Annotated in this window: 19 protein-coding genes and 1 pseudogene; 10 read left to right on the forward strand and 10 right to left on the reverse strand. The window is 70.3% G+C overall.

What is annotated here, in order from left to right; all coding sequences use genetic code 11:
- Positions 1–47: 47 nt before the first annotated feature.
- Positions 48–398 carry a DUF3147 family protein gene (locus AB8810_RS01515; protein ID WP_206257305.1) on the forward strand — a complete coding sequence of 117 codons (351 nt, stop codon included), beginning with the start codon at positions 48–50 and terminating at the stop codon, positions 396–398.
- Between the two features lie 192 nt (positions 399–590).
- Here AB8810_RS01515 and AB8810_RS01520 read toward each other — a convergent pair whose 3' ends face one another.
- On the reverse strand, positions 591–1,052 hold the full coding sequence (locus AB8810_RS01520; RefSeq protein ID WP_191826592.1) for a thioredoxin family protein: 462 nt from the start codon (positions 1,050–1,052) through the stop codon (positions 591–593).
- A 67-nt stretch (positions 1,053–1,119) separates the two neighbouring features.
- On the opposite strand from AB8810_RS01520, the gene AB8810_RS01525 reads away from it, so the two are divergent.
- Entirely contained in the window at positions 1,120–1,944 is an 825-nt protein-coding gene (locus AB8810_RS01525; RefSeq protein ID WP_369915339.1) for a pseudouridine synthase, read from the forward strand.
- Between the two features lie 278 nt (positions 1,945–2,222).
- On the opposite strand, the gene AB8810_RS01530 is transcribed toward AB8810_RS01525, so the two are convergent.
- Positions 2,223–2,756, reverse strand: coding sequence for a DUF2059 domain-containing protein (locus AB8810_RS01530; RefSeq protein WP_179571102.1), 534 nt, complete (start codon positions 2,754–2,756; stop codon positions 2,223–2,225).
- Positions 2,757–3,199: 443 nt separating this feature from the next.
- On the opposite strand from AB8810_RS01530, the gene arfB reads away from it, so the two are divergent.
- A complete protein-coding gene (gene arfB / locus AB8810_RS01535; RefSeq protein WP_179571101.1) occupies positions 3,200–3,631 on the forward strand; it encodes an alternative ribosome rescue aminoacyl-tRNA hydrolase ArfB in 432 nt (143 codons plus the stop codon).
- A gap of 3 nt (positions 3,632–3,634) precedes the next feature.
- Positions 3,635–4,237 (forward strand): lysophospholipid acyltransferase family protein, encoded by a 603-nt coding sequence (locus tag AB8810_RS01540; RefSeq protein ID WP_179571100.1) that lies wholly within the window; start codon positions 3,635–3,637, stop codon positions 4,235–4,237.
- Between the two features lie 358 nt (positions 4,238–4,595).
- Here AB8810_RS01540 and AB8810_RS01545 read toward each other — a convergent pair whose 3' ends face one another.
- From AB8810_RS01545 to AB8810_RS01555, 3 genes are all read right to left on the reverse strand, one after another.
- Positions 4,596–7,637, reverse strand: a complete 3,042-nt coding sequence (locus tag AB8810_RS01545; protein ID WP_369915341.1) for a TonB-dependent receptor — start codon at positions 7,635–7,637, stop codon at positions 4,596–4,598.
- A 117-nt stretch (positions 7,638–7,754) separates the two neighbouring features.
- Entirely contained in the window at positions 7,755–8,840 is a 1,086-nt protein-coding gene (locus tag AB8810_RS01550) for a FecR domain-containing protein (protein WP_369915342.1), read from the reverse strand.
- Complete coding sequence (locus AB8810_RS01555; protein ID WP_369915344.1) at positions 8,821–9,393, reverse strand: RNA polymerase sigma factor; 573 nt, start codon at positions 9,391–9,393, stop codon at positions 8,821–8,823. Before AB8810_RS01555 ends, AB8810_RS01550 begins: the two co-directional genes overlap by 20 nt.
- Positions 9,394–9,731: 338 nt before the next feature.
- On the opposite strand from AB8810_RS01555, the pseudogene AB8810_RS01560 reads away from it, so the two are divergent.
- The 4 genes and pseudogenes from AB8810_RS01560 to lepB form a co-directional block, all read left to right on the forward strand.
- Positions 9,732–10,253: pseudogene (locus AB8810_RS01560) on the forward strand (cyanophycinase); the annotation flags it as partial.
- A 264-nt stretch (positions 10,254–10,517) separates the two neighbouring features.
- A complete protein-coding gene (locus tag AB8810_RS01565) occupies positions 10,518–11,483 on the forward strand; it encodes an isoaspartyl peptidase/L-asparaginase family protein (RefSeq protein ID WP_369916599.1) in 966 nt (321 codons plus the stop codon).
- Positions 11,484–11,726: 243 nt separating this feature from the next.
- Positions 11,727–13,883: a peptidyl-dipeptidase Dcp gene (gene dcp, locus AB8810_RS01570; RefSeq protein WP_179571096.1), complete on the forward strand. Its 2,157-nt coding sequence runs from the start codon at positions 11,727–11,729 to the stop codon at positions 13,881–13,883.
- Positions 13,884–14,307: 424 nt separating this feature from the next.
- Complete coding sequence (gene lepB / locus AB8810_RS01575) at positions 14,308–14,937, forward strand: signal peptidase I (RefSeq protein ID WP_191825967.1); 630 nt, start codon at positions 14,308–14,310, stop codon at positions 14,935–14,937.
- Between the two features lie 111 nt (positions 14,938–15,048).
- On the opposite strand, the gene AB8810_RS01580 is transcribed toward lepB, so the two are convergent.
- A complete protein-coding gene (locus AB8810_RS01580) occupies positions 15,049–16,086 on the reverse strand; it encodes an MBL fold metallo-hydrolase (RefSeq protein WP_369916600.1) in 1,038 nt (345 codons plus the stop codon).
- Positions 16,087–16,226: 140 nt separating this feature from the next.
- Here AB8810_RS01580 and AB8810_RS01585 point away from each other — a divergent pair, with 140 nt between their 5' ends.
- Positions 16,227–16,859, forward strand: coding sequence for a TetR/AcrR family transcriptional regulator (locus tag AB8810_RS01585; RefSeq protein WP_206257106.1), 633 nt, complete (start codon positions 16,227–16,229; stop codon positions 16,857–16,859).
- Between the two features lie 102 nt (positions 16,860–16,961).
- On the opposite strand, the gene AB8810_RS01590 is transcribed toward AB8810_RS01585, so the two are convergent.
- From AB8810_RS01590 to AB8810_RS01605, 4 genes are all read right to left on the reverse strand, one after another.
- Positions 16,962–17,312 carry a VOC family protein gene (locus AB8810_RS01590; RefSeq protein ID WP_369915348.1) on the reverse strand — a complete coding sequence of 117 codons (351 nt, stop codon included), beginning with the start codon at positions 17,310–17,312 and terminating at the stop codon, positions 16,962–16,964.
- 70 nt (positions 17,313–17,382) lie between these two features.
- Positions 17,383–18,114, reverse strand: coding sequence for a helix-turn-helix domain-containing protein (locus AB8810_RS01595; protein ID WP_369915350.1), 732 nt, complete (start codon positions 18,112–18,114; stop codon positions 17,383–17,385).
- Positions 18,115–18,273: 159 nt separating this feature from the next.
- Entirely contained in the window at positions 18,274–19,536 is a 1,263-nt protein-coding gene (locus AB8810_RS01600) for a cation:proton antiporter (protein ID WP_369915351.1), read from the reverse strand.
- Positions 19,537–19,827: 291 nt separating this feature from the next.
- Positions 19,828–20,796 (reverse strand): LysR family transcriptional regulator, encoded by a 969-nt coding sequence (locus tag AB8810_RS01605; protein WP_179571090.1) that lies wholly within the window; start codon positions 20,794–20,796, stop codon positions 19,828–19,830.
- Between the two features lie 108 nt (positions 20,797–20,904).
- On the opposite strand from AB8810_RS01605, the gene aceB reads away from it, so the two are divergent.
- On the forward strand, positions 20,905–22,548 hold the full coding sequence (gene aceB, locus AB8810_RS01610; protein ID WP_206257103.1) for a malate synthase A: 1,644 nt from the start codon (positions 20,905–20,907) through the stop codon (positions 22,546–22,548).
- Positions 22,549–22,673 lie beyond the last annotated feature (125 nt).

Below are 22,673 nucleotides of genomic sequence, written 5' to 3' on the forward strand. Positions count from 1 at the left end.
CCCCGCGCTGGCCGCGTCCTGCGTTTTTCAACTCTTGGGAGCTGCGCATGCCCTGGATCGTCGGCAAGTACCTGATCACCGCCGCGCTGGTGGTGGCGATTTCCGAGGTGGCGCGGCGCAGCGACCGGCTCGGCGGACTGATCGCCGCCTTGCCGCTGGTGACCTTGCTGACGCTGATCTGGCTGCACCTGGAGCGGCAGCCGCAGGCCAAGATCGCCAACCATGCCTGGTACACGTTCTGGTACGTGCTGCCGACGCTGCCGATGTTCCTGGCGTTTCCGCTGCTGTTGCCGCGGCTGGGCTTCTGGTGGACGCTGGCCGCGTGCGCGCTGCTGACCATCGCCTGCTTCGCTGCGTTGGCGCTGGGCGTGCGCCGCTTCGGGATCCAGCTGCTGTAGGCGTGTCATCCACCCATCAGCAGGTCGCGCCACGCCTGCGCGTGCATGGGGCAGGAAACGGGAGGACGCGAGCCCATGCGATGACATGGCAGCGTTCGCGCGAACGCGGCGCGACTTGCGCGGAAGCGACACACCATGGCACCGATGAGGCTGCCGGCCGCCACCGGCAGCCATCGCCGTGGACGCCGCGGCTCAATGTCCTGACGGTACCGCGGCCACCTTGGCGAAGAAGTCGTAGATGCCCTGATCGCTCATCTTGCGCGCATTGGCCAGCTCGCCGGCTTTGGTGGTGTACAGCGTCTTGCCGTCGGCCCCGACCACCACCGCGGCCGGGATGCCCTTCTGGATCGGGTCCCCGTAGGCCTGGCTCAGTTCGAGGTTGTGGTCGAAGTTGCCGACATCGATCTTGACCACTTCGAAATGCGCCTTCACCAGCGCCGCGTTCTTGGCCGTGTGCAGCGAGGCGTCGAGCGCGCGGCAGTCGCCGCACCAGTTGGCGCCGAAGATCAGCAGGGTCGGCTTGTGCGCCTTCTTGCCGGCGGCCAGCGCCTGCCGCACCTGCGCCTTGGCGTCGGCCGCGGCGTCGTAGGGCAGGTCCAGCGCATGCGCCAGCGGGACCACGGTCAGCAGCGACAACAACAGCCAGCGCTTCATCGGGACTCTCCGCAACATGGGGGAGGATCATCGTCGAGCGGTGGCGCGGCGGCGTCAACGGCCGGCCATGGGACGCTGCGTGACGCGCGCATTGTGGCCGGGGCCGCCGGGCGCGGATAATCCGGCGGTGAGCATTTCCCCCGATTCCCTGCAGATCCTCTATCTGGACCCGTTCCTGGCCGTGGTCGACAAGCCGGCCGGGCTGATGGTCCACGACAGCAAGCTGGCCCGCGGCGAGGACGACTTCCTCGCCGATCGCCTGCGCGCGCAACTGGGACGGCCGATCTTCCTGGTGCACCGGCTCGACCGCGCCACCAGCGGCTGCCTGCTGCTGGCCTTCGACCGCGACACCGCCAGCGCGCTGGGCAAGGCGCTGATGGGCGGGGAGGTGGACAAGGACTACCTGGCGATCTGCCGCGGCTGGCCGGCCGAGGAGCGCTTCGACGTCGACCACGACCTCGACGGCGGCCCCGGCAAGCCGCTGAAGAAGCCGGCGCAGACCCGCTTCCAGCGCCTGGCCTGCGGCGAACTGCAGGTGCCGTCCGGCGAGTTCGGCACCTCGCGCTACGCGCTGTTGCGCTGCAGCCCGGTGACCGGGCGTTTCCGCCAGATCCGCCGCCACCTCAAGCATCTGTCGCATCACCTGATTGGCGACACCAGTCATGGCGACGGCCGCCACAACCGGATCTTCCGCATGCAGGGCGTGCACCGCATGCTGCTGCATGCCGAGCGGCTGGCGTTTCCGCATCCGGACGGGCGCCGGATCGAGGTGAACGCGCCGCTGGATGCCGAGTTCGTGCGCGCGTTCGGCTTGTTCGGGTGGGCGGCGGCGCCGTGGTCGCGGGGCGAGGCGGAACGCTTGCTGGATACGCCGGGCGAAGCCGCTGGCTGACCGGTCAGCACGCCCTGTAGGAGCGGCTTCAGCCGCGACGGGCATTACCGGTAAAGCCCGTCGCGGCTGAAGCCGCTCCTACAGGTGTCATGGCTGCAAGAGGAGGTGTTTTGGCCGTGCTCGGGAGCATTTGACCCAGGTCCTTGCCGAGACCGGAACGCTCGCTGCTTCGTTCGTCGCGGTTGATGGCCCGAGGCCACCCGGAACCGCTCCGACAGCCGCAGCGCAGTGCAGGCGTCGCGCGCGCGCAGGGGCGCGGCGCGGTTGCCGCGGCAGGACTACTTCTTCGCCGCCGGCGGCGTGTTGACGGTCTGCTCCAGGTCCTTCTGCAGGTCGACGAACAGCGGGGTGATCTTCTGCTGGATCGCGCCCATCAGGTTCTGCATCAGCTGCGGGGTCTTGTCGAGCATGCTCTGGCCGGCCGGACTCTCGTAGAACTCGGCCATCGCCAGCACGTCCTGCTTGGAGAACGACTGCTTGTAGAGGTTCACGTACAGCGGGCGCATTTCCTGCCACGACAGCGCCTTGCGCACGGTGGCCTGGGTGCGCTCCTGGATCTGCTGCACCTTCTGCTGCTGCGCCGCGTCGAGCGGGTGCTGCGCGGTCAGCTGCGCGAATTGCTGGCGCTGCATCGCCTCGATCTGCGGCAGCATGCTGTCGAGCATGTTCTGCGCGCGCGAGGCCGACAGCAGGCGGTTGACGTCGCCATCGCTGGGCGGCTCGGCCAGGGCGGGAGCCGCGGCCAGGGCCAGCAGCGCGGCCAGTAGCAGGCGCTGCGGCCAGCGACGGGAAAGGAGCGGGGTCGGATTCATCGAGCGTCCTGCAAGGCTATGACCGGCCGCCAGGATACGGGAATCGCCGCGGCCTCGCCGTCTGCGCGCTTGCCGCGATTCGGTCTCCCGCGGCTTCGCCGGACCCGGCGCGCGATGCGCGAGCGGGCCGGCTCGAAATAGCGCAGCAGTCCGGCGCTGCCGTGCGGAACTGGTCGGCGCTGTCGAAATGGCAGCGCAAGGCGCGCGGCGTGGCCTGGTCGGTGTCGAGCGTGCGGTGGCGTGCTCATCCCGCGGGCCATGGGTCGGTGTCGGTGCCTTGTCGCCGATCTGCAGCCGGGGTCCAGGTCATGCGCCGCCGCTCGGGACCCAACCCTGGGACGGCGGCAGGCGGCGCCGTAGTCGCCGACGCCGCTTGCGCCCGGCCGTTCAGCCCGCAGGCCGTCGAAAATCAAGCCGTCTGGCGGATGCCCTACAATTCGCGGATGGGTACCGGGGCCATCCACATCTCGAACAGCCTGGCGATTCCGGAAAGCGAAATCGTCGAGCGCTTCGTGCGCGCCAGCGGCGCCGGCGGGCAGAACGTCAACAAGGTCTCCACTGCGGTGGAGCTGCGTTTCGATCTGGCCGGCTCGCCGTCGCTGCCGGAGCCGCTGCGTGCGCGGCTGCTGGCGCGGCGCGACCGGCGCATCACCGCCGAGGGCGTGCTGGTGATCGATGCGCAGCGCTTCCGCACCCAGGACCGCAACCGCGACGATGCGCGCCAGCGCCTGGCCGAGTTCATCGCCGCCGGGCTGTCGGTGCCGAAACGGCGCATCGCCACCAAACCCTCGCATGGCGCCAAGCTGCGGCGCCTGGATGCCAAGCGCGAGCGCAGCCAGATCAAACGCGGCCGTTCGCCCGGCCGCTGGGAGTGACTTTTGAGCGAACGCGATTTTTCGTTGCCCCCCGCGACCCCGAACATGCCGATGGTCAAGCCCAGCCGCTTCGGCCGCTGGCTCGGCCGCACCGCGCTGCGCCTGACCGGCTGGCGGGTGGTGGGCGAGTTCCCGGACGTGCCGAAGCTGGTGATGATCGTCGCCCCGCATTCGTCCAACTGGGACGGTTTCCTCGGCTTCGCGGTCAAGTTCGCGGTCGGCTTCGAGGTGCGCGTGCTCGGCAAGACCCAGCTGTTCTGGTGGCCGCTGGGGCCGCTGCTGCGCAAGCTCGGCGGCATCCCGCTGGACCGCAAGTCGCCGCGCGGCGTGGTCGAGCAGGCGGTGGCGCTGATCCGGGAAGCGCCGCGCATGTGGTACGTGATCACGCCGGAAGGCACGCGCAAGCGGGTGGAGAAGTGGAAGGTCGGTTTCTGGAAGATCGCGCATGGCGCCGAGATCCCGATCTTCCCGGTGTACTTCGACTACCCCAGCCGCACCGTCGGTCTCGGCCCGCTGTTCCACACCAGCGCCGACATGCACGCCGACATCGCCGCGATCCGCACCTGGTACCGGCCGTGGCGCGGCAAGCATCGCGATACGTTGTGAGGCCGGGCGGCACTTCGATGCGAATGCGCTTCCTGTAGGAGCGGCTTCAGCCGCGACCGGGCGTTACCGGTAGCATCCTGTCGCGGCTGAAGCCGCTCCTACAGGGGCGCGTACCTGCAACCTCTCGCAAGGCCGCTGTTCCGCACCAGCGCCGACATGCGGGCCGACGTCGCCGCGCTGCTGCCGATAGCGTTGCGACATCCCGGCGTCTTGCGGCCGGCGCAGTGCTGTGGGAGCGACTTCGGTCGCGACGGGCTCTACTGGTAAGGCCCGTCGCGACTGAAGTCGCTCCCACAAGGTCGCCGCGACCTGCAAAGGGTCGAAAAACGCCCTGGCCGCGGTGCCGGCGGCGGCGCCGCTACAACGCGCTGCCGCCGAACTTGTGCGTGTACTGCAGGTACAGGCTGCGGCCCACGGTGTCGAACCAGGACACGTCGTAGTACGGATACGACGTGTAGGTGCGGTCGCGCGGCGGCATCTTGTCGAACAGGTTGGTCACCGCCAGCGACAGCTGCGCGTGGTCGCCGATGCGGTACTGCACCGAGGCGTTGTAGCGGTAGGTGGCGCCGATCCACGGGCTGTCGCCGCTGTCCGGGTCGTAGACCTGGTCGTAGGAATCGGAACTGGGCAGGCGCCCCAGGCGCTCGCCGTGCAGCGTCGCTGACCACGCCTTGCGTTCCCACGACACGCTGGCGCTGGCCTTGCTGCGCGGGATGTCGTAGCCGCTGTTGACCGCGAATTCGTCCACCATCGCTTCGCCGGCGTAGACCTGGATGTCGTGGCGGCGCACCCAGGTGTAGCTGCCGCTGAAGCGGAAGGTGCCGATCCCGGTGTCCAGCCGGTAGTGGGTGCTGAGGTCGATGCCGCTGGTGCTTTCGCGGGCGATGTTGATCGGGTTGACGTAGACCCCGTACAGGTCGCCGTCGGCGCTGCGGGTGACCCGCGCCAGCGCCTGCTGGCAGGTGGTCGAGGCCGCATCCAGGTTGCCGAACCGGCAGTCGGATTCGTCGCGCAGCACCTGGTCCACGCGCAGGTCCTGCACCTGGTTGCGCATGTCGATGTCGAAGTAGTCCACCGACACGTCCAGCTCCGGTCGCGGCGACCAGACGAAGCCGGCGGTCCACGAGGTGCTGGTTTCCGGGTCCAGTTTGCGGTTGCCGCTGCGGCCGCGGATGATCGCCTCGTCGTTGTAGCTGCAGTCCTCGATCGCCACGCCGGGTTCTTCGCTGGCGCAGCGGTAGTAGTCCACGCCGGAGGTCTCGTCGTTGCCGGCGCCGGCGTAGATGTAGTGCAGGTCCGGCGCGCGGAACGCGGTGCCGTAGGAGCTGCGCAGCAGCAGCGTGTCCAGCGGCCGCCATTCCAGCCCGCCGCTGTAGGTGAACTTGCCCAGGGTGCGGCCGGAGAAGCGGTACTGGTCGTAGCGTCCGGCCAGGCTCAGCGCCAGCGTCGACAGCACCGGCAGGCGCAGCTCGCTGGCCAGCGCCCAGCGGTTGCGGCTGCCGTGGCCGTCGGAATCCTTCCAGCTGTAGTAGTAGTACTGGGTGGCCAGCGGATCCGGACGCAGGTCGTAGCCCTGGTTGCCGAACTCGGTGGTGGCCGACAGCCCGGCGTCGCCGCCGGGCAGCGCGAACAGGCTGGGATTGGTCACGGTGAAGGCGGCGGTGTCGGTGCGCGAGCGCGGTTGGTACACGCTGCGCTGGGCGATGCTGTCGTATTCGGTGCGGGTCAGCGGCGTGTACAGGCGCTGCGGGTCGGCGTTGAAGATCGGCAGGCCGGAGTCTTCGTCCACGCCCAACTGCTCGCCGAGGAACAGCGCGTTGGCACGCTCGGCGACGATCTGCGGCCAGCTGATCGTGGCCTGGTACTGCGAATGGCTGAGGCTGGCCTCGTAGTCCCAGTCGGTGGCCAGCTTGCCCTTGAAGCCGGTGGTCAGGCTGAAGGTCTTCTGCCGGGTGCGGATGGTGCCGGCATCGAGCCCGCCCATTTCCTCGGGGCTGAACTGGCGGCCCCAGGCCTCGATCTGGTCCGTGGCCTGGTTGTAGAAATAGCCTTCCTCGTTGCCGTCCGCGGCCATGTAGCCCCACTGGGTCACGTCGCGGAACAGCGACAGCTCGTGGTAGCCGAGCTGCAGGTCGGCGAACCACTCGGTGCCGCCGTCGAAGGCGTAGCTCAGCGAGGCGTAGGCGTTGATGCCGCGGCGCTTGTTGCCGATGGTGCCGTAGCCGATCGACGCGCTGCTGCCGCAGAACTCGCCGTAGCCCGGGCGCGAGGCGTAGCCGGTGCTGCCGCGGTTGAGGCCGGACACCGCCTCGCAGGTGGCCGCGCCGGGATCCAGATAGTTGTCGTCGTAGTCGGTGCGCAGGAAGGTGCGGCGCGGCACCTGCGAACGCACGGTCGGGCCGTCCAGGGTGCTGTCCTGGCGGCTGCGCTGGTAGGCCCACAACGGATTCTGGGTCACCGCTTCGGCGCCGAACACCGCATCGAACGCGCCGCGCGAGAAGCCGCTGCTGATGCTCAGGTTGAAACTGTCGCCACCGCCGCCGCTGGTGTCGCCGAAGCGGTAGTCGAGGGTGGTGCCGTCGGCCTGCTTCTTGAGGATGAAGTTGACCACGCCGGAGATCGCGTCCGAGCCGTAGATCGCCGAGGCGCTGCCGGTCAGGATCTCGATGCGGTCGATCATGCCCAGCGGGATGTTGGAGATGTCGGTGAAGTTGCTGCGGCCCTTGAACGGCATCGGGAAGTCGGCGATGCGGCGGCCGTTGACCAGCACCAGGGTGTGGTTGGGGCCGAGCCCGCGCAGGTCCACCTGCTGCGCGCCGGGCGAGAAGTCGGCGCCGCTGGCCGACTGCGGGCTCTGCGTCTCGCCGCCGTTCTGGGTCATCGCGCGCAGCACGTCCGGGACCGAGGTGAAGCCGTTGGCCTTGATCTGTTCGGCGCTGATCACGCTGATCGGCGCCGGCCCTTCCAGTTGCGCGCGCGGAATGCGCGAACCGGTGACCTGCAGCGTCTGCAGTTCGGCGACCGGTTCGGCGGGCGCGGCGGCGGGCAGCGTGGCGCGCACCGGTTGCGCGCGCGGCGCTGCCGGGGCCGGCTCCTGGCGGCGTACCAGCCAGGCGCCGGAGGCATCGCGCTGGGCGACGAAGCCGCTGCCGTGCAGCACGCGTTGCAGCGCCTGCGCGGTGTCCAATTGACCGTGCGCGCCGGCGCTGCGCGCGCCGTCGAGCTGGTCGGCGCGGTAGATCAGCTGCGCGCCGGATTGCCGCGCCAGCGCCTCCAGCGCCGCGCGCAGCGGGCCGGCGGGAATGTTCACCTGGCTGGCCGCGGCTTGGCCGTCGGCAGCGGCTTGCGCCTGCGCCGCGCAGGCGGTCGCACAGGCCATGCTCAGCAGCAGGACACGCATCGGATATCGCATCGAGTTTTCTCCCCTAAACCAGGCGCAGGGCCACGCCCCCGCTAGTCATGACGAACGAGTTACGCAAATCCCCCCGTCGCGCCGCACCGCCGCGCGCGGCCGCGCTCAGCGGCTGTGCAACAGCACCTGGTCGCCGCGGCGCTCGGCGCGGATCGGGAAGCCCTGCTCGAGCAGGCGCACGAACGCGTCGGTGTTGGACCAGCGGAAGTTGCCGCCGACGCGCAGCGCGCCGGCACTGGCGTCGGCCACCTGCAGCTTGACCGTGTTGTAGCGGTTGAACTCGGCCACGGCCGCCTGCAGCGGGGTGTCGTCGAAGGTCAGGTAGCCGTTGCGCCAGTCCAGCGCGCGTTCGGCCTCGGCCAGCGCGACCCGCCGCACCAGCACCCCATGCGGGCCAGCCAGGGCGATGCTGCCGGCCGGCAGCAGGGTCGGCGGCGCCTGCGGGTTCGCCGCCGACTCCAGCCGCACCGTGCCCTCGGTGACCACCACGCGCAGCGCGTCGGCATCGCGGCGCACCGCGAAGCGCGTGCCCACCGCGATCACCCGGCGCGCGCCGCTGGCGACCACGAATGGCCGCGCCGGATCCTTGCTGACCTCGAAGAACGCCTCGCCGCGCTGCAGGTCGATATGCCGCTGCGCACGCGACAGCGCCACGTCGATGCGGCTGTCGCTGCTCAGCGTCGCGTGCGAGCCGTCGGCCAATGCCAGCGGGCGCAGGCTGCCGGTGGCGCTGGCGTAGGCGATCGGCTGCAGCGCCGCGGATTGGCGCCAGGCCAGGCCCAGCACCGCGCCGAGCAGCAGCGTCGCGGCCAGCGCCGGCGGCCAGCGCCGGCGCGCGCGCGCGGGTGGGCGCGGCGCGAAGCGCAACTGACCGAGGTCGGCCGGCGGACCGGGTGCGACCGCTGCTGCGGCGCCGTCGTTCGCTTCGGTGTCGTTCGCCAAGGCGTCTCCACCCGCCAATCCCCGCCAGCTGCCGCGTGGCGGAATGTGGCCGTCGCGCTGGCCCGCACCCAGCGCCTGCAGCCGCCCGCTTTCCTGCCACGCCGCGCGCAGGCGCAGGAACGCCACCCGGTGCGCCGTGGCCGCGGCCAGCCACGCCTCCAGCCGCGCCTGCTGTTGCGGCGTCCAATCGCCGCGGTCGCAGCGCGCCAGCCAGGCCGCGGCGCGCAGCTCAATCCGCCTGCTGTCCATCCTGTGCCCGTGCCTGCCGCGGCGCCATGGGCGCGCGCGCGCCGTCGTCGCCATGAAAATGATCGGCCAGCAGGCGCATGCCCTTGGCCACGTGCTTTTCCACGGTCTTCTCGCTGATGCCCAGACGCATGGCCACCTCCTTTTGCGACAGTTCCTCGACCCGCCGCAGCCAGATCACGCTGCGGCAGCGGTCGGGCAGGCGGTCGAAGGCGGCCGCCAGCCGTCCCAGTACCTGCCGCCCGCCGCACCAGCGTTCCGGCGACAGCTCGTCTACCAGGACGTGCAGCGACTCCAAATCACCCACTGCCTCGATCGACACCACCCGGCTGCGCCGCCGGCGGTCGCTCATCAGGTGCCGCGCGGTGGCGAACAGGAACGACTTGGGCAGGCTCGGCCGCGCCTTGCCGGCGGCCTCGTAGACGCGCACGTAGATTTCCTGGCGCAGGTCGTGCCATTCCTCGCGCTGCGGCCAGCAGCGCCGCAGGTAGCCGCTCAGCGCCTGCTCGTGGACGAGGATCTCGTGGACGAACCAATCGTCGAGGGAGGCGGGCATGCATCCCACATTAGCCGATCGTCCGCCCGTGTGGCAGCGCCCGCGCGCCGCCGCGAACCGGTACAACGACGAGGGGGGAAACCGCGCCGCCGTTCGTCCCCTGTCTGCAACGAACCGCCCGTCCGCCCCTCGAGGAGATCCGCATGACCCGTTCCGTCGGCACGTTCCGGCCCTGGCTGGTGGCATTGCTGGGCCTGTGCCTGGCCGCGCCCGCCGCCGCGCGCGATTACCGCCAGTACCTGGTCGGCGATCCGGCCCTGCCCACGCCCGGCCCGGTCGCGCCGGGGCTGCTGCTGATGGGTGGCGGCGACCGCAACTACGACGCGCTGCGCTGGTTCATGGCCAAGGCCGGGCACGGCCACGTGGTGGTGCTGCGCGCCTCGCAAGGCAACGAAGTGGCCGAGGAGTTCTACCGCGACGTCGGCGGCGTGGCCTCGGTGGAGACCTTCGTGTTCAGCGGCCGCGGCGCCTCCAGCGATCCGGCGCTGCTGCGCAGCCTGGCCCGCGCCGACGGCATCTTCATCGCCGGCGGCGACCAGTCGCGCTACGTGCGCTACTGGAAGGGCACGCCGGTGGCCGCCGCGCTGGACGCGCACGTGCGCGCCGGCAAGCCGCTCGGCGGCACCAGCGCCGGCCTGGCGATGTTGGGCGAGTACCTGTACGGGGCGATGGACGGCGGCAGCCTGACCAGCGCGCCGGCGCTGGCCGATCCGCTGGGGCCAGCTACCACCATCGAGACCGACTTCCTGCACCTGGACCTGCTCAAGCGGGTCATCACCGACACCCACTTCAAGGAACGCGACCGGCTCGGCCGGCTGTTCGCGTTCCGCGCCAAGGCGGCGACGCTGGCCCCGGCGGGGCAGCCGCTGATCGGCCTGGGCGTGGACGAGAGCGCCGCGCTGGCGGTGGAAGGCGACGGCAGTGCACGGGTCTATGCCACCGATCCGCAGGCCGGCGCCACCGTGGTCGCCGGCCCGCTGCAGCCGGCCACGCCGGCGGGGCAGCCGCTGCAGGCCGCGCGCATCGAGACCGTCGGCGTCGGTCCCGGCTCGACCCTGCACCTGCCCGACGGCCGGGTCGATGCGCCGGTGTTCCACCGCTACTACGCGGTGCGCGATGGGCAAATGCGCGAGATTCCCGCCACCACCCTGGTGATCCACGGCGGCGCCGGGGTCGAGCGCGCCAGCAGCAGCGCTGCCGACCTGGCGCAGGCGCGCGCGGCGATGGAAACGGCGCTGCGCACCGGGCAGGCGCTGCTGGCGCAGGGCAGGCCGGCGGTGGACGCGGTCGCCGCGGCGATCGCGGTGCTGGAGGATTCGCCGCAGTTCAACGCCGGCAAGGGCGCGGTGTTCACCCACGACGGCCGCAACGAACTGGACGCGGCGATCATGGACGGCGCCAGCGGGAAGGCCGGCGCGGTGGCCGGGGTGCACCGGGTGAGGAACCCGATCCAGCTGGCGCGTGCGGTGATGGACCAGTCCGAGCACGTGATGCTGGTCGGCGACGGCGCCGAGGCATTCGCGCGCCAGCAAGGGGTGACCCTGGTCGATCCGTCCTACTTCCGCACCGAGAAGCGCTGGAAGCAGCTGCAGCAGGCGCTGAAGGAAGAGGCGAACAAGCAGGCGCACGCCGACCTGGAGACTGCCAAGCACTTCGGCACGGTCGGCGCGCTGGCGCTGGACACGCAGGGCCGGCTGGCCGCGGGCACCTCCACCGGCGGCATGACCAACAAGCGCTACGGCCGCGTCGGCGACTCGCCGATCATCGGCGCCGGCACCTATGCCGACAGCCGCTGCGCGGTGTCCGGCACCGGCTGGGGCGAGTTCTACATCCGCGCGGTGGCGGCCTATGACATCTGCGCGCGGGTCAAGTACGCCGGGCAGAGCCTGGCGCAGGCGGCCGAGGCGGTGATCGACCAGCAGATCCCCAAGGCCGGCGGCGACGGCGGCGCGATCGCGCTGGGCGCCGACGGCAGCGTTGCCTTCCCGTTCAACACCGAGGGCATGTACCGCGGCTGGATCGGCGCCGACGGCGTGCCGCACGTGGCGATCTTCAAGGACGAGGCGCTGCCGCTGCCTGGGGCGCTGTAACTGGCTTGAGCACGTCCCTGTCGCGGCTGAAGCCGCTCCTACAAGACCGGCTGCGCACTGTAGGAGCGGCTTCAGCCGCGACAGGCACTGTCCGCAAAGCGCCTGCCCAGGCCGCAGGGCGTTCGGCGCCATGTCCACGCCGCGCCCGCCACCCCCAGATCCAATGGCACATGCCCGCCCCGCGCAAACCGCGTAGCGTGCGCGGCTGCCCCGCCACCATGTCCCTGTCAGGAGTTTCACCCCATGTCGCGTACTGTCGTTCTGGCCGCCGCCATCAGCCTGGCGCTGGCAGCCTGTTCCGGTAAGGAGTCCACCCCCGTGCCCGCCGCCCCCGCCGCTTCGCAGTCCCCCGCTCCCGCCGCCGCCAATCCGCTGTTGAGCGCCAGCACGCTGCCGTTCCAGGCGCCGCCGTTCGACAAGATCAAGGACGCCGACTATCTGCCCGCGTTCGAAGAGGGCATGAAGCAGCACCTGGCCGAGATCCGCAAGATCGCCGACAACGCCGAGCCGGCCACCTTCGCCAACACCATCGAGGCGATGGAGCGCAGCGGCCAGACCCTGAGCCGGGTCCAGCGGATCTTCTTCGGCCTGGTCCAGGCCGACACCAACGACGAACGCCAGAAGATCCAGGAAGCGGTGGCGCCGAAGCTGGCCGAGCACCAGGACGAGATCAGCCTGGACCCGAAGCTGTTCGCGCGGATCAAGGCGATCTACGACCAGCGCGACACGCTGAACCTGGAGCCGGAGCAGAAGCGCCTGGTCGAGCGCGACTACGAGGAATTCGTGCGTTCCGGCGCGCAGCTGTCCGATGCCGACAAGGCCACGTTGCGAAAGCTCAACGTCGAGGAAACCACGCTGGCCACCCAGTTCCACACCAAGCTGGTCGCGGCCACCGCCGCCGGCGCGGTGGTGGTGGACGACAAGGCCAAGCTCGACGGCCTGTCCGAGGGCGACATCGCCTCGGCCGCGCAGGACGCCGCGGCGCGCAAGCTCGACGGCAAGTATTTGCTCGCGCTGCAGAACACCACCCAGCAGCCGGTGCTGGCCTCGCTGAAGGACCGCGAGCTGCGCACCCAGGTGATGGCCGCCTCGCAGTCGCGCGCCGAGAAGGGCGACGCCAACGACACCCGCCAGACCATCCAGCGCCTGGCCCAGCTGCGCGCGCAGAAGGCCAAGCTGCTCGGCTTCGACAGCTACGCCGCCTACAGCCTGGGCGACCAGATGGCCAAGACCCCGGCCGCGGCGCTGAAGCTGCTCACCGACACCGTGCCGGCGGCCACCGCCAAGGCGCGCAGCGAGATCGCCGAGATGCAGAAGGTGATCGATGCGCAGAAGGGCGGCTTCAAGCTCGCCGCGTCCGACTGGGACTTCTACGCCGAGCAGGTGCGCAAGGCCAAGTACGACCTGGACGAATCGCAGATCAAGCCGTACTTCGAGCTGGACAACGTGCTCAAGAACGGCGTGTTCTACGCCGCCACCGAGCTGTACGGCATCACCTTCAAGGAACGCACCGACATTCCGACCTACAACCCGGACATGAAGGTGTACGAAGTGTTCGACCAGGACGGCACCTCGATGGCGCTGTTCTACACCGACTACTACAAGCGCGACAGCAAGTCCGGCGGCGCGTGGATGGACGTGTTCGTCGAGCAGGACGGCCTCACCGGCGCCAAGCCGGTGGTGTACAACGTCTGCAACTTCACCAAGCCCGCGCCCGGCCAGCCGGCGCTGCTCAGCTTCGACGACGTCACCACCATGTTCCACGAGTTCGGCCACGCGCTGCACGGCATGTTCTCCAAGGTGAAGTACCCGTCGATCGCCGGCACCGCGACCTCGCGCGACTTCGTCGAGTTCCCGTCGCAGTTCAACGAGCACTGGGCCTCGGATCCGAAGGTGTTCGCGCACTACGCCAAGCATTACCAGACCGGCGAAGCGATGCCGGCCGAGCTGGTGGAGAAGATCAAGAAGGCGCGCACCTTCAACCAGGGCTATGCGACCACCGAGTACCTGTCGGCGGCGCTGCTCGACCTGGCCTGGCACACCCAGCCGGCCGACGCGCCGCTGCAGGACGTGGACAAGTTCGAAGCCGACGCGCTGAAGAAGTTCAAGGTGGACGTGGCCGAAGTGCCGCCGCGCTACCGCACCACCTATTTCGACCACATCTGGGGCGGCGGTTATTCGGCCGGCTACTACGCCTACTTCTGGTCGGAAGTGCTCGACGACGACGCGTTCGAATGGTTCAAGGAGAACGGCGGCCTGTCGCGCAAGAACGGCGACATCTTCCGCGCCAAGATCCTCTCGCGCGGCAACACCGTCGACCTGGCCACCCTGTACCGCGATTTCCGCGGCAAGGATCCCAGCGTCGAACCGCTGCTGGAAAACCGCGGCCTGAAGGACTGAGTCGCGCGTCGCCGCACGCGGTGATCGAGAACGGGATGGCCCAACGGCCATCCCGTTTTTCGTTGCGGCGGATGCGAAACGGTGGCGGCGACCCTGTAGGAGGGGCTTCAGCCCCGACCTCATCCGCAGCCGCGAGCAAGCGCGTTTCGAGCGTCATGGTTTCCCAAGCCGGCCGCCCACCGGCGCCGTGCCGCGACCGATGGTCCGAGGCCCCCGGAGCCGCTCTTACAGGGAGAGCATGCGATTGCCTGCTGGGTGCACTGCAGGAGGGGCTTCAGCCCCGACAGAACCCCTCCGCGCCCGACTCGCGGCGCCGGAACCGCCACCCATGCCTTCCGTCACTGGCAGGCCACGCGGCCACGCGCGCACTGTCGCCATGGCATCGCGCCGCGATGCGCTCCCGCCCGAATCCTACAGGTGTCGCATGACCTCGACCGACCCGCAAGACTCCCGCCTGCACCGCGCCGCGCGCTGGACGCGCAAGGAACTGCTGCCGATCGCGGTCATGCTGCTGTTGCTGACCGCCGCGCGTTCCTCGTTCGCCAACCACTACGTGGTCCCGAGCGGCTCGATGCAGCCGACCCTGCAACCCGGCGACCGCGTCGCCGTGGACATGAGCGCCTACGGCCTGCGCGTGCCGTTCACCGAATGGCGTGTGCTCGAGCGCGGCCATCCGCAGCGCGGCGACGTGGCGGTGTTCGATTCGCCGCGCGACGGTACCCGCCTGATCAAGCGTGTGGTGGCGGTGGCCGGCGATCGCGTCGACATGCGCGGCGGCCACCTGTCGATCAACGGCCAGCCGCTGCAGATCGGCAGCGATGGCGACAAGGAACGGTTCGGCGAGCGCATCGCGCAGCTGGACCTGGATGCCGGCGGCGGCCCGGACCTGTACGACGTGCGCGTGCCGCCCGGCAAGCTGCTGGCGGTCGGCGACCATCGCGGCGACAGCCTGGACGGCCGCTACTTCGGTTTCGTCGACGCCGACAGCGTCTACGGCAAGGCGCTGGCGGTGTACTACCGCCGTGGCGAAGGCCTGGAGTGGCTGCGCTTGTAAGCGCCATGCCTGCGCGTCGGTCGCGTCATGCGACCGGCGCGCGGTTTCCGAAGGGGATGCCGGCGCAGGTCGCGGACCGCGCCGGCATTGCAACGTTGCTGCTTCAGCGCCTCAGCGCGCCGCCGCAGGAACCGCGCCCAGCGTGCGCCACCAGCGGTCGCCGGCGGCCGGCGCGCTCAGGTCCACCCGCTCGCCCATGCGCGGCGTCGCCAGCGGCACGCCGGCCGCGACGGCCAACCCGACGATGCGCTCGAACGGTTCGTGCCAGGCATGCAGGGCCAGGTCGAAGGTGCCGTTGTGGATCGGCAGCAGCGTGCGCCCGCGCACGTCCAGGTGCGCCTGCAGGCTCTGCTCCGGCTGCATGTGCACGTGCGGCCACTGCGGGTCGTAGGCGCCGGTTTCCATCAAGGTCAGGTCGAACGGACCCAGCCGCTGGCCGATCGCCTTGAAGCCGTCGAAGTAGCCGCTGTCGCCACTGAAGAAGATCTTCAGCGCGTGATCCTGGATCGCCCACGAGCACCACAGCGAGCGGCCGCTGTCGAACAGTCCGCGCCCGGAGAAATGCTGCGACGGCGTCGCGGTCAGCGTCACCCCGTCCACCGTGGTCGATTGCCACCAGTCCAGCTGCCGCACCTTGGCCGGGTCCACGCCCCAGCGCAGCAGCAGATCGCCCACGCCCAGCGGCGTCACGAACACGCCGACGCGGTCGGCCAGGCGGGCGATGGTGGCGCGGTCCAGATGGTCGTAGTGGTTGTGCGACAGGATCACCCCGGCGATCGGCGGCAGATCGTCCAGTGCGATCGGCGGCGCATGGAAGCGCTTGGGGCCGGCGAAGGAGAACGGCGAGGCGCGCTCTGAGAACACCGGGTCGGTCAGCCAGAAGCCGCCGCGCAGTTTCATCAGCACCGTGGAGTGGCCGAGCCGGAACAGGCTGTGGTCCGGCGCGGCCAGCAACTGCGCGCGGGTCAGCGGCAGCACCGGCAGCGGTAGCGGCGGCACGGTGTGCGCCGGTTTGTTGAACAGGAACTCCCACATCAGCTGCAGCGTCGGGAAAAACCCCAATGCGCTGGTCGCGGTGGGAACCGTATTGCGGAAGCGCCCATGGCGGAACTGCGGCGAAGCCGCATGGGGCGACGAACTGCGGGGCATCTGGCGGGCGGAGGCGAGCACGGTGGCATTCCAACGGGGTGGGGGACGGGCGGCCCCGGGACGGGTGCCGGCAAGAAAATTACACTACACAGTGTAGTTTCCTTTGGGGAAAAGTAAACCGCCCGGTGTAAAATGTCCACATGTCCAGTTCCTCCGCCCCCGCGCCGGCCCCGGTGCGCCTGACCGAGCGCAAGCGCCAGGCCATCCTGGAGGCGGCGATCGCCGAGTTCCGCAGCCAGGGCTTCGACGCCACCAGCATGGACCGCGTCGCCGCCAGCGCCGGCGTGTCCAAGCGCACCGTCTACAACCACTTCCCGAGCAAGGACGCCTTGTTCGCCGAGATCCTGCGCGGGCTGTGGCAGCGCAGCGCGGACACGCTCGACGTGCCGTATCGCGCCGACCGGCCGCTGCGCGAGCAACTGCTGCAACTGCTGCAGCAGAAGCTGCGGCTGCTCGACGATCCGGCCTTCGTCGACCTGTCGCGCGTGGCCATCGCCCAGGGCATCCACTCGCCCGAGCGTGCCCGCGAACTGATCGCGCAACTGGGCAGCAAGGAAGAGGGCACCACGGTGTGGATCCGCGCGGCCCTGGCGGACGGCCGCCTGCAGCCGCTGGATCCGGAATTCGCCTCGCAGCAGCTGCAAGGCCTGGTCAAGGGCTTCGCGTTCTGGCCGCAGATCGCCATGGGCCAGCCGGCATTGAGCGCCGCGCAGCAGGCGCAGGTGGCGGAGTCGGCGGCGGACATGTTCTTGCGGCACTACGCGCGCGACTGAGTGCGGTGCGCGTGCGGCGTGCGTTGCGCCAGTACGCGGTTGGCGATCGGCGGCAGTGCCGCAAACGCGCAGCGGCCTCTGCGCCGCAGTCTTGCCCAGCCGTCAGCCTTCCGACCACACCGCCAACTCGTAGCCGTCCTGGTCGGCGAAATGGAAGCGGCGGCCGCCGGGGAATGCGAAGACCGGGCGGCCGATGCGGCCGCCGGCGGCCTGGATGCGCGCCTGGGTATCGGCCAGGTCGTTGGAGTACAGCACCACCAGCGCGCCGCCGGGTTGCGCGGTGCCGTGGAAGAAGCCGCCGGTGAGGCGGCCGTCGCGGAATTCGCAGTAGTCCGGGCCGTAGTCCTGGAAGCTCCAGTCGAAGGCCTGGCCGTAGAAGGCCTTGGCCGCGGCGATCGAGGCGACGGCGAATTCCAGATAGTCGATGCGGTGCTGCTGGTCGGCGCGGCTCATGGCGGGCTCCGTGGAAAGGGCCGCCAGTATCCATCGCCGCGCCGCTGCCGGCTTGGCGAAAACGGCCAGCTCAGCGCGCGTGCCGTTGCACCAGATCGCGCGGGCTGAGGCCGGTCAGCTGGCGGCTGTCGCGGACCAGGTGCGGGGCGTCGCCGTAGCCGGCTTGCAGCGCCGCCGCGGTCAGCGTGGGATGGCCGCGGGCGATGCGCAGGAAGCGCTGCAGGCGCAGGATGCGTTCCAGGGTCTTGGCGCCGTAACCGAACGCGTCCTGGCAGCGGCGCCGCAGCGAGCGTTCGCTGATGCCCAGGCTGCGCGTGAGTTCGGCCATGCGCGGCGCATCGTCGCCGGCCAGTTGCGCGAACACCCAGGCCATCGGCTGGTCCGCCACGAGTGGACGGCTGGCGCATAGCGCATGCAGCACCGCCAGCGGTTCGGTGCTGTCTTCGAGCCGTGCCTGCCAGTCGCGGCCGCGGCCGTCCCACAACGCCTCCAGCGCGACGCGTTGGTCGGCGATGGCATGCAGCGGCACACCGAGCAGGCTCGCGCCCGCGCCGGCAGCCAGGCGCACCCCGCTCAGCACGCTGCCCGGCGCCAACGTCGCGACGCTGGCGCCGCGGTCAGGCCCGGCCACGAACAGGACGCGTCCGTCCCAGATCAGGTCCACGCAGCCATCCGGCAGTACCTGCGTCGGCAGCGGATCGGCATCGCCATGGCGAAAGCGCCAGCTGCAGCACAGGCGATCGCGCAAGGCCGGCGGCGCATCGCGTTCGGCGTAGCGGGAGGATGTGGGCAAGGCGCTCATCGGCAGGCGCGCGTGCGCGGCGGGCGACGGCGGGGTGCGCAGTCGCCTGGTCCGGCATGCTTGCGCCAACCGCACAAGGCATGTGCGCCGAGCGCCGCGACTGCATGTCGGACGATGCGGGCGCCGCGGTGCAGCCGTTCGCTCGGCACGGCCCAGCGCTCAGCGACTGGACCGGCTCGCGCCCAGTCCGGCGGCGCCGGCGGCATGCCGTTCGCGATGGAACCAGGCCACCATCGGCGAGGCCATCAGCGTGGTGACCAGAGTCATCCCGAACAGCAGGGTGAACAGGTCCGGGCCGATCACGCCGCTGTCCAGGCCGATCTTGATCACCACCAGTTCCATCAGCCCGCGTGCGTTCATCAGCGAGCCCACGGTCAGGCTGTCGCGCCAGTCGTGGCCGCTCAGGCGCGCGCCCAGCGTGCAGCCGACCAGCTTGCCGAGCACCGCTACGCCGATCACCAGCACGAAGCCGGCGATACCCGTGCCGGCGAAGACGCTGGGGCTGGTGGCCTGGCCGGCGACCGCGAACAGCACCGGCATCAGCAAGGTGATCGCCAGCGGTTCGATGCGCCCGGCCAGGTGTTCCAGCAGGCGGTCCTCGCGCGGCAGGCAGATGCCGAACAGGAACGCGCCGAAGATGGCGTGCAGGCCGATCCACTCGGCCGCGGCGGCGCAGGCCAGCACGCCGATCAGCACCCAGACCAGGGCGGTCGGCGCATAGCGGCCGTCGCGCGCGCGGGGCTTCAGCAAGCGCGCGAACGCGGGGCGCAGTGCGCCGAACACCACGGCGATCAGCACCAGCGCGCCGACCGCGGTGAAGCCGACGCCGCCGTGCGCGTTGCCGCCGGTCAGGGTCAGCACGACCGCCAGGAAGATCCAGACGGTCGCGTCGTCGATCACCGCCGCACCCAGCGCCAGGCGGCCGGCGGGCGTGCGGGTCATGTTGCGGTCCTTGAGGATCCGTGCCAGCACCGGAAACGCGGTGACCGACATCGCCGCGGCGATGAACAGCGCGAACGGCCAGAAGCCGATGCCGTGCGGCGCGAAGCGCGGATACAGCCATGGCGCCGCGGCCAGGCCGAGCAGCAACGGCAGCGCGGTGCCGGACAGCCCGACCGTCACCGACGAGCGCACCTGCGCCTTGGTGCCTTCCGGCGCGCGCAACTCCACGCCGACGATGAACATGAACAGCACTACGCCGATGTTGGCCAGGCCGGACAGCGGCGGCAGGCTGGCGGGTGCGAACAACGCGCCGTGCAGATCCGGCAGCCATGCGCCGAACGCGATCGGCCCCAGCAGCAGTCCGGCGGCCATTTCGCCGATCACCGGCGGCTGGCCGACGCGCTGCAGCAGCATGCCGCACAGGCGCGCGGCGCCTAGGATCGCCGCCAACTGCACCAGCAACAGCGTGGTTGGATTCATCGCCAGTCCTTCCGTTGGATCGCCTCGGCATGCACGCCAGCACGGCCGCGGTGCGCGCGTTCGCCGGCCCTGTTCCCCGCGACTGCCGGCCTGCGCGCTTGTCGTGCGGACGGGTGGTCGCCGTGTGCGGCTAGTCTATGACGACGGCGGCGCGCGCGTCAGCCGCTGCCGATGGCGGCTTGCGACCACGACCGGCAATCCTGTCCCGATTCCTCGATGAGGCCAGCCGCGGCGCGCACGCTTCCGACGGCCCGAGACGATGCGCTGCCGGATGCGCGGCGAAGACGCACCTCAGCGCTCCGACGGCCCGCTCTCGTCGTAGCCGCGCGGGGTGAACAGGTCCGGCTGGATCAGTTCGATGAAGGCGCGCGCCTGCGGCGACAGGTACTTGCCCTTGCGCACCACCACGCCGTAGCTGCGCGACGGGAAATAGTCGCCCAGCGAGCGCGTGGCCAGCTTGCCGCGGTCGGCCTCGGTGACGCAGATCGAGCTGACGATGGAAATGCCCATGCCCATCGCCACGTACTGCTTGATCACCTCCCAGCCGCCCACTTCCAGCGCCACCGTGTACGGCACCCGCGCCTGCTGGAACACCAGGTCGACCAGGCGGTAGGTCACCTGACGCTTGGGCGGCAGGATCAGCGGATACGGCGACAGGTCGTGCAGGGTGAGCTTGGGCGTGTTCGCCAGCGGGTGGTCGCGCGGGGCGATCAGCAGTTGTTCGAAGCGGTACACCGGCGCGTAGCTGAGGTCGGCCGGCACGTCGAGCATCGAGCCCACCGCCAGGTCCACCGCATCCTCGCGCAGCAGTTCGGTGCCGTCGGCGCTGATCGCGTTGTGCAGGGTCAGGCGCACGTCCGGGTGGCGCGCGCGGAAGTTCTCCACGATCTTCGGCAGCAGGTACAGGATGGTGGAGCTGTTGGCGGCGATGTTCAGTTCGCCGGCGTCCAGCCCGCGCGCCTTCTCGCGGAAATCGGCCTCCAGCCGGTCCAGGCTTTCCACCAGCGGCTGCGCCATTTCGTACAGCAGCTGGCCCTCGCGGCTGGGGATCAGGCGCCGTCCGCTGCGCTCCAGCAGCACCACCCCCAGTTCGCGCTCCAGCGCCTGCAACTGCAGGGTCACCGCCGGCTGGCTGACGAACAGCGCCTCAGCTGCCCGTGAGACCGAACCCAGACGCACGGTCTGGCAGAACGCGCGCAGCGGCTTCAGCCGGTCGGATTTGTAGGGAAAACGCGGTGTTGCGGTGCCGCGCGTGGCCATGATGTGACAACTATAAGGTGTACTTATTTAATGCATTGATAAAACTGTATTGTCAAATACATGCTGCGGAAGCACGGTGACAGCCCGGAAACATCGAGGAACCCCACCATGTCCGCCGCCGCCTTCGCCGCTTCATCCCCATCCGCCGAACGCTCCACCCCCGGCATCACCCTGACCGCCTCGCTGGCCGGCCAGGACGCCCTGCTGCCGCCGGCGGCACTGGCCTTGCTGGTGTCGCTGCACCGGGCGATCGAACCCGAGCGGCAGGCGCGGCTGGCCGCACGCCGCGAACGCCAGGCCTGGTTCGACGGCGGCGGCCTGCCGGACTTCCGCGCCGACACCCAGGCGATCCGCGCCGGCGACTGGCGCGTGGCGCCGCTGCCGGCCGCGCTGCAGGACCGCCGCGTCGAGATCACCGGCCCGACCGATCCGAAGATGGTCATCAACGCGCTGAACTCCGGCGCCAAGGTGTACATGGCCGACTTCGAGGACTCGACCGCGCCGACCTGGCGCAACCTGGTCGCCGGGCAGCGCGCGCTGGCCGAGGCGGTGGCCGGTACGCTGACCTTCAGCGCGCCGCCGGCGCGCGACGGCAGCGCGGGCAAGCGCTACGCGCTCAAGCCCTACGACGAGCAGGCGGTGCTGATCGTGCGCCCGCGCGGCTGGCACCTGGACGAAAAGCACGTGCTGGTCGACGGCCAGCCGCTGGCCGGCGGCCTGTTCGACGCGGCGCTGTTCGCCTTCCACAACGGCCGCGCGCTGCTGGCCAAGGACCGCGGCCCCTACCTGTACCTGCCCAAGCTGCAGTCGATGGAAGAGGCCGCGCTGTGGGAAGCCGCGCTGTCGCACATCGAGGCGATGCTGGGCCTGCCGCAGGGGCAGATCAAGGTCACCGTGCTGATCGAGACGCTGCCGGCGGTGTTCGAGATGGACGAGATCCTGCATGCGCTGCGCGAGCGCATCGTCGGCCTGAACTGCGGCCGCTGGGACTACATCTTTTCCTACCTGAAGACCTTCCGCCGCCACCCCGACCGGGTGCTGCCCGAGCGCGGCCAGGTGACCATGACCCAGCCGTTCCTGAAGGCGTATTCGGAACTGCTGATCCGCACCTGCCACCGCCGCGGCGCGCATGCGATGGGCGGCATGGCCGCGCAGATCCCGATCGGCCACGACGAGGCGGCCAACGAGCAGGCGATGGCGCGGGTGCGCGCGGACAAGTTGCGCGAGGTCACCGCCGGGCACGACGGCACCTGGGTCGCGCACCCGGCGCTGATTCCGATCGCCCGCGCCATCTTCGACGAGCACATGCGCGCGCCGAACCAGCACACGGTGCTGCGCGAGGACGTGCAGGCCGACCGCGACACGCTGATCGCGCCGTCCCCGGGCACCATCACCCGCGCCGGCTTCGAGGGCAACATCGAAGTGTGCGTGCGCTATCTGGCCGCGTGGCTGGACGGCAACGGCTGCGTGCCGATCCATCACCTGATGGAAGACGCGGCCACCGCCGAGATCAGCCGCAGCCAGCTATGGCAGTGGCTGCACGTGGGCGGCCTGCACCTGGACGACGGCACCGCGATCGACTTCGCGCTGTTCGACGCCTGCATGCGCCAGCTGCCGGCGCGCCTGGGCGAACGTGCGCTGCTGCCCGGCGGCAATCGCCTGGACGACGCCATCGCGCTGCTGGACACGCTGACCCGCAGCGAGGACTTGGCCGAGTTCCTGACGTTGCCGGCTTACCAGATGATCGATTGATTGGGGCCGGGAGTCGGGAGTCGGGAATGGGGAATCGTGAAAGCGATGTCCCTGCGTCCGACCTCTCCCGTGCTTCCGCGCCGTTTCATCCGACACACCGTTCCGCCGTTTCATCGCCGTATCCA

Source organism: Xanthomonas sp. NCPPB 3005 (assembly GCF_041228095.2).
GTDB lineage: Bacteria > Pseudomonadota > Gammaproteobacteria > Xanthomonadales > Xanthomonadaceae > Xanthomonas_A > Xanthomonas_A bonasiae.